The following is a 6,202-nucleotide window of genomic DNA, read 5'->3' on the forward strand; positions in this document are numbered from 1 at the left end:
TGGCCGCGAACCGGGCCCGCGCGGCCGGGCGTCCCGGTTCCGCGGCCGAGCCGCGGCTGGGCCCGGTTCCGCGGCCGGCCCCGTCGGGGGCACCCCCGGAAGGTGTCCGGCTGGTGGGCGGCGGGATGTCCGGCTGGTGGGCGCGGTGGTGGCGGATGTCCGCCCCGCCTCCGCGTCCCCGCAGGTCAGAGCCGTACGCGGCGGGCTGCCGGTGGCGCAATACTGCGGCAACACCACCGCGGCCGGACCCCGGTTACGTTCCCTGCCATGCCCGCCGAACGCACCCCCGCCGCCCTCCCGGTCGCCGCCGCCCGCCGTCGCCGGCTGCGCGCGGACCGGGCCCGGCAACTCGCCGACCTGCTGCGGCACCAGATCCTGACCGGCGCCTTCCCGCAGGGGGTGCTGCCGCTGGAGGACGTGCTCACGGCCGACCACCACGCCAGCCGGAACACCGTCCGGCAGGCCCTCGACCTGCTGCGCGGCGAGGGTCTCGTGGAGCGGCAGCCGGGGGTGGGGACGGTCGTCGTCGGCGAGAAGTACCCGCACGGCCTGAACCGTCTCCAGGGGCTCGCCGAGACCCTGCACGAGCACGGCCACGTCACCAACGAGGTGCGCAACCTCGGCCCCGTGCGGGCGCCGGGGCCGGTGGCCCACCGGCTCGGTCTGCCGGACGGGGCGGACGTGCTGTGCGTGGAGCGGCTGCGCCGCCTGGGCGGACTGCCGCTCTCGCTCGACCTGTCGTACCTGCCGATGGACGTCGGCGGCGAACTCCTCGGCTGCGACCTGGAGAACACGGACGTGTTCCGGCTCCTGGAGCAGCTGACCGGCGGCCCGCTCGGTCACGCCGACATCACCCTGGAGGCGGTGAACGCCGACGCGCACGCGGCGGCCGTCCTCCAGGCGCCGCGCGGCGCTGCCCTGTTGCTGCTGGAACGGCTCACCCATCTGCCCTGCGGCCGGCCCGTGGACCTGGAGTTCATCCGCTTCCGCGGCGACCGGATCACCATGAGCGGCGTGCTCCGCCGCTCCCCCTGAACCCTTCACCCCCTCCTTCCGCCCCTTCTCCTGGAGCCCGCCATGCCCCTCGTGCCCCAGCGCGCCGACGTGCCCGTGACGATCGACGAGTCCCGCTGCATCGACGGCTGCACCCTCTGCGTCGACATGTGTCCGCTGGACTCGCTCGCGATCCGCGAGGAGGACGGCAAGGCGTACATGCACGTCGACGAGTGCTGGTACTGCGGCCCGTGCGCGGCCCGCTGCCCCACCGGCGCGGTGACCGTCAACATGCCCTACCTGCTCCGGTGAAAGGCCCCGAACTCCCATGAACACGAAGAGACTCGCGCGGGCGCTGGTGCCGCTCGCGCTGCTGCTCCCGCTCGCCACCGCCTGCGGCGGCCCGGCGGGCGCCGACGACGCGTCCGACGGCACCGTGACGGTGACCGTCGGCTACCAGTCGAAGACCATCAACACCGTCACCGCGGGCACCCTGCTGCGCTCGCTCGGCTACTTCGAGGAGGAGCTGGCGGAGCGGGGCCGGAAGGACGGCGTGCGCTACCGGGTCCAGTGGCAGGACTACGCGACGGGCGCCCCGATCACGGCCCAGATGACGGCCGGGAAGATCGACATCGGCTCGATGGGCGACTTCCCGCTGCTGCTCAACGCGGCCCGCGGCCGGCAGCTGGGGGAGCCGACCCGGCTGGTGTCGGTGACCGGCTACAACCTGCGCGGCGGCCTCAACACCGTGGTCACCGCGCCGGGTTCGGGGCTGCGGACGCTCGCGGACCTGAAGGGGAAGCGGGTGTCGACCAGTGTCGGATCCGCCGCCGACGGCACCCTCGTCCGGGCGCTGCGCCGGGCCGGGCTCGACCCCGCGAAGGACGTGTCCAAGCTCAACCAGCAGCCCAGCGTGGGCGCTTCGGCGCTGGCGGGCGGCAGCGTGGACGCCCTCTCGCAGTTCGTGGCCTGGCCGGGGCTGCTGGCCTTCCAGGGAAAGGCGGAGGCGCTGTACGACGGGGCCGAGCTGGACCTGCCGACCTTCCACGGGGTCACCGTCCGCGAGGAGTTCGCGCGCGAGCGGGCCGACGTCCTGGACGCGTTCCTGCGGGCGCAGCGGCGGGCGACCGACCGGCTGCGGTCGGCGCCGGTGGAGTCCGCCGAGTCCGTCGCGAAGGAGACCGGGCTGCCGGCGGAGGTCGTGTACCTCTACAACGGCGCCCAGGGCATCGCGACCTTCGACCCCGCGCTGCGCCCCGAGCTGCTGGCGGCGCTGAAGGAGGACGTCCCGGTGCTGCGGGAGGCCGGTCTGGTGAAGGACGTCGACGTGGACGCCTTCGTCGACCCGGCGCCGCTCAGGAGGGCGGTCACCGCCGCCGGCTATCCGAGGGCCGGAGCGGCGAAGGCGGAGCTGTGGCTGCGCGGGCGGTCCGCGACCCGGTCCTTCGGCACCGCCGGGGAGCTGCTGGCGGCGGTCGCGGCGGCCCGGCCCGGGACGGTGCGGGCGGCGTACGTGCCGGACGCGGTGACGGGGACCCTGTGGTTCGCGGACCGGGCGGTGTGGGTGGCCGACGGCGGGTCGTGGCGGGCGTTCGTGACCCGGGCGGCCGCCGACCGGTGGCTGGCCGGGCATCCGGGGGCCCGGGTCGTGGCGTACGCGGACGCGGTACGGGCGGCGGGCTCGTGAGCGCGGGCTCGCGCGCGGGGCGCCGGCTCGTCCGGGCCGGCTCGCTGCTCGCGGCGCTCGGCGCGTGGCAGCTGCTGACCGCGTACGACGTGAACCTGTGGCTGCGGTTCGAGCAGTTCCCGACGGTCGGCGAGGTCGCGTCGGCGCTCGCCGACCGGGTGGGCACGGCCGCCTACTGGCAGGACCTCGGGCACAGCCTGCGCCGGATCGTGACCGGCTTCCTGCTGGCGGCGGTCCTCGGCGTGGCCGCCGGGACGGCGATCGCCCGCTCGCGCTGGGCCGCCGACCTGCTGGGCCCGCTGGTGGAGGTGGTGCGCCCGATCCCGGCCATCGCGCTGGTGCCGGTGGCGATCCTGCTGCTGCCGACGAACGAGCAGGGCATCGTCTTCATCACCTGCGCCGCCGCCTTCTTCCCCGTGCTGGTGTCGACGCGGCACGCGGTGCGGGCGCTGAGCCCGGGGTGGGAGGAGGCCGTCCTCACCATGGGCGGCGGGCGGGCCCGGGTACTGTGGTCGGTGGTCCTGCCGGGCGCCCTGCCCGGGGTGTTCGGCGGGCTCTCGGTCGGGATCGGGGTGGCGTGGATCTGTGTGATCTCCGCCGAGATGATCTCCGGCGAGTACGGGGTGGGCTACCGCACCTGGCAGGACTACACGGTCGTCGACTACCCCGGCGTCTTCGTCGGCATGGTCACGATCGGCGCCCTGGGCCTGCTGACCTCGACCGTGGTGGAACTGGCCGGCCGCCGGGTCACCGCCTGGCTGCCGCGTCCGGCGGCGCGGGGCGCGGCGCCGCGTACCGCCCCGTCCGCACCCGTACCCGCGCCCGCGTCCGCCCCCGCTTCCGCGGACGTCCCCGCGCCCCTCCCCGAGAAGGAGCCGGTCCCATGAGCGCCACCGTCACCTCTCCTCCCGCCGCTCCCCCGCTCGCGGGCGCCGAGCTCGCCCTCGACGGGGTGCGGCTCGGGCACCCCGACGGCTCCGCCCTGCCCGGGCGGCTCGTCCTGCGGGTGGCACCCGGCGAGGTGCTGACCGTCGTCGGCCCGTCCGGCTGCGGCAAGACGACCCTGCTGCGCACGCTCGCCGGGCTGCTGCCGCCGCTGGCGGGCGGGGTCACGCAGGACGGGGCGCCGGTCCGCGGCCCCGGCGCCGACCGGGCACTGGTCTTCCAGCACGACGCGCTGCTGCCGTGGCGCTCGGTGCGGGCCAACGTGGAGCTGCCGCTGGCGATCCGGGGCGTGGACCGGGCCGCCCGCCGGCGGGACGCCGAGGAGTGGCTGGAGCGGGTGGGGCTGGCAGGTCACGCGGCCAGGTGGCCGCACCAGCTGTCGGGCGGACAGCGGCAGCGGGTGCAGCTGGCCCGGGCGCTGGCAGGCCGGCCCCGCGCGGTGCTGATGGACGAGCCGTTCGGCGCCCTGGACGCGCACACCAGGACCGGCATGCAGGACCTGCTGACCCGCATCCTGGACGGCACCGGCGCGACCGTCGTCTTCGTGACGCACGACGTGGACGAGGCCGTCCACCTGGGCGACCGGATCGCCCTGCTGCCCTCGGGCCGGATCCTCGACGTGCCGCACCCCCGGGACCGCGCCGCCCGGGACGCCCCGGCGACCGCCGCGCTGCGCCGCCGCGTCCTCGACTCCCTCTGAGCCCTACGTACCCCCTCCCCCTCCGCTCCCCCCTGCCGGAAAGGTCCGTCGTGTCCTCCCCTCTGACCACCGTCCCCGCCCTCGCCGACGCGCGCGAGCTCTCCTGCGACGTGCTCGTCGTCGGCGGCGGCACCGCCGGCACGATGGCCGCCCTCACCGCCGCCGAGCGCGGCGCCGACGTCCTCCTCCTGGAGAAGGCGCACGTGCGGCACTCGGGCGCCCTCGCCATGGGCATGGACGGGGTGAACAACGCGGTGATCCCCGGCCGGGCGGACCCGGACGACTACGTCGCCGAGATCACCCGCGCCAACGACGGCCTCGTCGACCAGTCGACGGTCCGTCAGACCGCCGTGCGCGGCTACGACATGGTGCGGCGGCTGGAGTCGTACGGCGTGAAGTTCGAGAAGGACGAGCACGGGGAGTACGCGGTGCGGCAGGTGCACCGCTCGGGTTCCTACGTGCTGCCGATGCCCGAGGGCAAGGACGTGAAGAAGGTCCTGTACCGGCAGCTGCGGCGCCGGGAGATGCGGGAGCGGATCCGGATCGAGAACCGGGTGATGCCGGTCCGGGTGCTGACCCACCCGGAGGACGGCCGGGCCGTCGGCGTCGCCGGACTCCACACCCGCACCGGCGAGTTCGTGATCGTCCGGGCGGGCGCGGTGATCCTGGCGACGGGCGCCTGCGGCCGGCTCGGCCTGCCCGCCTCCGGCTACCTCTACGGCACCTACGAGAACCCGACGAACGCCGGCGACGGCTACGCGATGGCGTACCACGCGGGCGCCGCGCTCACCGGCATCGAGTGCTTCCAGATCAACCCGCTCATCAAGGACTACAACGGCCCGGCCTGCGCCTACGTGGCCAATCCCTTCGGCGGCTACCAGGTGAACCGGCACGGCGAGCGGTTCGTCGAGTCGGACTACTGGTCGGGGCACATGATGGCCGAGTTCGCGGCCGAACTCGCCTCCGACCGGGCGCCGGTGTACCTGAAGCTCAGCCATCTGCCGGAGGAGACGATCGGGGCGGTCGAGTCGATCCTGCACTCCACGGAGCGGCCCACCCGGGGCACCTTCCACGCGGGCCGGGGGCACGACTACCGCACCCACGACATCGAGATGCACATCTCCGAGATCGGCCTGTGCGGCGGGCACTCGGCCTCCGGGGTCCGGGTGGACGCGCACGCCCGCACCACCGTGCCGCGCCTCTACGCCGCCGGCGACCTGGCCTGCGTCCCGCACAACTACATGATCGGCGCCTTCGTCTACGGCGACCTCGCGGGCGAGGACGCGGCACGTCACCGGGCGTACGAGGGCGAGCTGGACCGGGCGCAGCTGGAGGCGGCGCACGCGCTGGTCTACCGGCCGCTGCTGCACCCGGACGGGCCGCCGCAGCCGCAGGTCGAGTACAAGCTGCGCCGGTTCGTGAACGACTACGTGGCGCCGCCGAAGTCGGGGGCGAAGCTGTCCCTGGCGGTCGAGGCGTTCACCCGGATGGAGGGGGAGATCGCCGGGATGGGCGGGCGGACCCCGCACGAGCTGATGCGCTGCGCGGAGGTGTCGTTCATCCGGGACTGCGCCGAGATGGCGGCCCGCGCCTCGCTGGCCCGGACCGAGTCCCGGTGGGGGCTGTACCACGAGCGGCTGGACCACCCGGAGCAGGACGACGCGGAGTGGCTGTACCACCTGGACCTGCGCAGGTCGGCTTCCGGGGCGATGGAGTTCACGGCCCGGCCGGTGGAGCCGTACGCGGTGCCGGTGCCGGAGTTCGCGCCGCCGGGCGGCCCCGAGCGACCGCTGGGCGAGGTGGCGCTGGTGCCGGTGGCGACGGCGGGAGCGCGCGAGGCGGCGCCGACGGCCCGGCCCGTCCCGGAGCCCGCCCCG

6 protein-coding genes are annotated in these 6,202 nt (G+C 75.3%); all 6 read left to right on the forward strand.

Annotation, left to right across the window (positions count from 1 at the left end):
• Positions 1–267: 267 nt before the first annotated feature.
• Positions 268–1,035, forward strand: a complete 768-nt coding sequence (locus IE321_RS40150) for a GntR family transcriptional regulator (RefSeq protein ID WP_190226580.1) — start codon at positions 268–270, stop codon at positions 1,033–1,035.
• 42 nt (positions 1,036–1,077) lie between these two features.
• Complete coding sequence (locus IE321_RS40155; protein WP_030497738.1) at positions 1,078–1,305, forward strand: 4Fe-4S dicluster domain-containing protein; 228 nt, start codon at positions 1,078–1,080, stop codon at positions 1,303–1,305.
• Positions 1,306–1,321: 16 nt separating this feature from the next.
• A complete protein-coding gene (locus IE321_RS40160; RefSeq protein WP_190226581.1) occupies positions 1,322–2,680 on the forward strand; it encodes an ABC transporter substrate-binding protein in 1,359 nt (452 codons plus the stop codon).
• Positions 2,677–3,567 (forward strand): ABC transporter permease, encoded by an 891-nt coding sequence (locus IE321_RS40165; protein ID WP_190226582.1) that lies wholly within the window; start codon positions 2,677–2,679, stop codon positions 3,565–3,567. The genes IE321_RS40160 and IE321_RS40165 overlap by 4 nt, the downstream gene beginning before the upstream one ends.
• The gene (locus IE321_RS40170) at positions 3,564–4,325 is read left to right on the forward strand and encodes an ABC transporter ATP-binding protein (RefSeq protein WP_190226583.1); all 762 of its coding nucleotides are present in this window, start codon (positions 3,564–3,566) and stop codon (positions 4,323–4,325) included. The genes IE321_RS40165 and IE321_RS40170 overlap by 4 nt, the downstream gene beginning before the upstream one ends.
• Positions 4,326–4,375: 50 nt before the next feature.
• On the forward strand, positions 4,376–6,202 hold a 1,827-nt coding region (locus IE321_RS40175), incomplete at its 3' end, for a fumarate reductase/succinate dehydrogenase flavoprotein subunit (protein ID WP_190226584.1).

The sequence above is a fragment of the Streptomyces hydrogenans genome, assembly GCF_014656075.1.
Taxonomy (GTDB): Bacteria; Actinomycetota; Actinomycetes; order Streptomycetales; family Streptomycetaceae; genus Streptomyces; species Streptomyces hydrogenans.

What these genes read in the sequence shown, in the direction of transcription:
- IE321_RS40150 (WP_190226580.1), top strand. Translation starts at nt 268, where the DNA reads ATGCCCGCCGAACGCACCCCCGCCGCCCTCCCGGTCGCCGCCGCCCGC.
- IE321_RS40155 (WP_030497738.1), top strand. Translation starts at nt 1,078, where the DNA reads ATGCCCCTCGTGCCCCAGCGCGCCGACGTGCCCGTGACGATCGACGAG.
- IE321_RS40160 (WP_190226581.1), top strand. Translation starts at nt 1,322, where the DNA reads ATGAACACGAAGAGACTCGCGCGGGCGCTGGTGCCGCTCGCGCTGCTG.
- IE321_RS40170 (WP_190226583.1), top strand. Translation starts at nt 3,564, where the DNA reads ATGAGCGCCACCGTCACCTCTCCTCCCGCCGCTCCCCCGCTCGCGGGC.